This window comes from Atribacter sp., assembly GCF_035418125.1.
GTDB lineage: Bacteria > Atribacterota > Atribacteria > Atribacterales > Atribacteraceae > Atribacter > Atribacter allofermentans.
On record NZ_DAOLQM010000248.1, the window covers coordinates 1 to 3,179 of the forward strand.

Below are 3,179 nucleotides of genomic sequence, written 5' to 3' on the forward strand. Positions count from 1 at the left end.
ACTTTCAGAAGAGGCTCTGGGAGAAAAAGAAGTTTGTGATAAATACCGAATATGTCATTTCCCTCGATAAAATAAAAGATTATGCCGGCAAAGATTTCCTAAACGAAGTTATTGGCTACATTTTGAAGGCTCAGGAGCAATTAAAAGAGTGGGAAGAGCTAGGGTTTGGGAAGGTAGAGAAAGAAGATGATTTGATTCTTAAAAGAGATTTAACAGGAACAGAATATAAAAAACTGCCATTAGATACTAAATATTTCAGCCAGGAATTTAAGGAAAAGCTTCTTGAAAAGCTCACTGAAAACAACGACCTTGACGTAATTTTAGATGGCCTGCTTATCAAGAGCGAAAACTGGCAGGCATTGAATTTGATCCTGGAGAAGTATAAAGAAAAGGTACAGACGATTTACATTGACCCGCCGTTTAATACTGGACAAGACTTTTTGTACAAAGATAAATATCAAGATTCAAGTTGGCTTACATTAATAGAAAATAGAATTTTATTATCGAGAAATTTTCTAGAAGATAAGGGAAGCATATATTTGCATCTGGATTCAAACGCCGATTATTTTGGCAAAATATTATTGGACTATATTTTTGGTAAGCAGAATTTTAGGATAAAAATAACATGGAAAAGGCACACCGGCCCGAAGATACAGTCTCTCCATTTTCCAAATATATCAGATTTTATTTTGGTTTATTCCAAAAAAGAAGACAAATGGATTTATAAGCCTCAATACTTGCCTTATAAAAAAGATTATCTTAAAAAGATGTATAAATATCAAGATGAAAAAGGCATATATAGGATTCATGACCTGTATGCTCCAGGCGAGGGCCCACCTAGGTTATTTAAAGGCAAAGAAATAAGTCCGCCGAAGGGGCATCATTGGGGGTACACACAGGATAAGATAGATCAAATGATTAATGAGGGCACGATTTTTTTTGATGAAAGAGGATTTCCCAAATTAAAAGTTTACTTGGGTTTTGGGGAACAGATAAATAATATTTGGACTGATATAAATGTCATTCAGGGCAGTGCTTCTGAATTTTTTGACTTTCAAACCCAAAAACCAGAAAGATTGCTATCAAGGATTATCGAATCATCTACTGACATGCATGGCTTCGTATTAGATTTTTTTCTCGGTTCCGGGACAACGATAGCGACTGCGCAAAAACTCGGCAGAAAATGGATCGGAATAGAAATGGGAGAGTATTTTAAAGAATTTTATTCTGGGAATGGAGGGGAAAAAACAGGCATATTGGGGAGGATGAAAGAAGTTTTAGCAGGAAAAGGAAACCACGAGCCATGCGGTATTTCTAAGGATGTTAACTGGCAGGGTGGAGGTTTTTTTAAGTATCAGGTATTAGAGCAATATGAAGATGCCCTAGACAATATTGAACTTAAAGAGAGTGCCCAGGCTAAGATAAAATTCGGAGATGATTACCTGTTGAAATATTTTCTGGATTTTGAAACAAGAGAAAGTCCCTACCTTCTGAACATTGAGTACTTAAAAAATCCCTTTGCTTATAAGCTTAAAGTCAACCTGGAAGAAGTTGGCGAGCCCCAAGAGACTATCGTGGATGTTCCAGAAACTTTCAATTATCTACTTGGATTAAAGATTAAAAAAATAAAGACAAGAGATAACCATAGAAAATATCTATTTATCCTCGGCGAGAAAGACGGAAAAGACATAGCCGTTCTCTGGAGGCCTTATGAAGATACCTGGAGTGATGATGACTTGAAAAGAGATAAGGAGTTTATTATTGACGAGCTTGAAAGCTGGGCACCACATATTGTCTATATAAATGGTCAAAGTGTTTTAACTCCGGAACTTGGCCAATATCCAGCAGAAATCCGCTATATTGAACCAGAGTTCAAGAAACTTATGGAGCAATAAAATGCTAAAACTAAGAAATTTCTATTATATTACCCATGTAGAGAATTTGCTTTCAATCCTGCAGAACGGCATTTTATGCCACAGAAAAGTTGAAGAAGAAAAAGTCCACTATACTCCTATCTATAATCGTGACATTGTCGAGGACAGAAGGATTATTCAATTAAAAGATGGCAAGAACCTATGGGATTTTGTGAACCTCTATTTTCAACCAAGAAATGCCATGCTCTATCGGATAATGTATTCTAGTGGAGTGAAGGGAGAAGATGTTTGTATAATCGGCGTAACAAATAGCATATTAAAGAGGGGAGATATTTATATTACGGACGGGAATGCTGCCAGTTATAATACACAATTTTACAGAGGGAAAGATATCGATAAGAACTTGAAAAAAATAAGGGAAATGACCGATAAGGAATGGTGGGCAAATGAAGATGGGTCTAAGAGACAGCTAATGGCAGAATGCCTTGTTCCCGAGAGAGTCCCGCCAGATCAAATAAGCGAAATCTATGTTCCTGATCATGCGGCGCGACTAAAAGTAGAAAAAAAGATAAGCCAGCTAAAAATCGGGAGAGAAATTCCTGTTATTCCTGAACCTGAGTTGTTTTTTCTTCCGTCTCGCAAAATCACTCTTACGCCAAATATTTCACTTGTGGAAGGCGATATGTTTTTTTCAAGAAAGCATACGCTCACCATAAGTGTTAATACCGTGGGAGTGATGGGGAAAGGAGTGGCTTCGAGAGCAAAATATCAATTCCCAGATGTTTATGTTTTGTACCAGGATTTGTGCAAAAAAGGGATATTAAAGATGGGTGAGCCATATCTATATAAGAGAGAAGCTTCATTGGATTTAGTTTTAGCCGATGGAGCTGAGAAGCTAAAAGATTTAAATTTACAAACCTGGTTTCTCCTATTCCCCACAAAGACAGATTGGAGGCAGATGGCAGACCTTAAAGGTATTGTTCGAGGATTAGAATGGCTTGTTAATAATTACAAAAAAGAAGGAATAAAATCGCTGGCTCTCCCTGCTTTAGGATGTGGCCTTGGGTGGCTGCCCTGGGCAATTGTTGGCCCAATACTTTGCCAATATTTAATGAATTTAAATATTCCAGTTGATATCCATTTGCCACTTGAGCAAAAAATTCCAGATGTTCAGTTATCTCCGGAATATTTGATAAGGTAAAAGCATGCCAATCGAGAAGTACCTGGTTCTAAATAAATATTTGCTTTCCCAATTTGGAGTGAGCGACATAAAGGATTTGTTGGATGATTTAAAAGATAAAAATG

Annotated in this window: 2 protein-coding genes; both read left to right on the top strand. The window is 36.9% G+C overall.

All coding sequences use genetic code 11. From position 1 onward, the window contains the following. On the top strand, window positions 1–1,895 hold a 1,895-nt coding region (locus PLK24_RS10020; protein WP_324478740.1), incomplete at its 5' end, for a site-specific DNA-methyltransferase. 1 nt (window position 1,896) lies between these two features. Then, the gene (locus tag PLK24_RS10025) at window positions 1,897–3,075 is read left to right on the top strand and encodes a DarT ssDNA thymidine ADP-ribosyltransferase family protein (RefSeq protein WP_324478742.1); all 1,179 of its coding nucleotides are present in this window, start codon (window positions 1,897–1,899) and stop codon (window positions 3,073–3,075) included. Window positions 3,076–3,179: the final 104 nt, after the last annotated feature.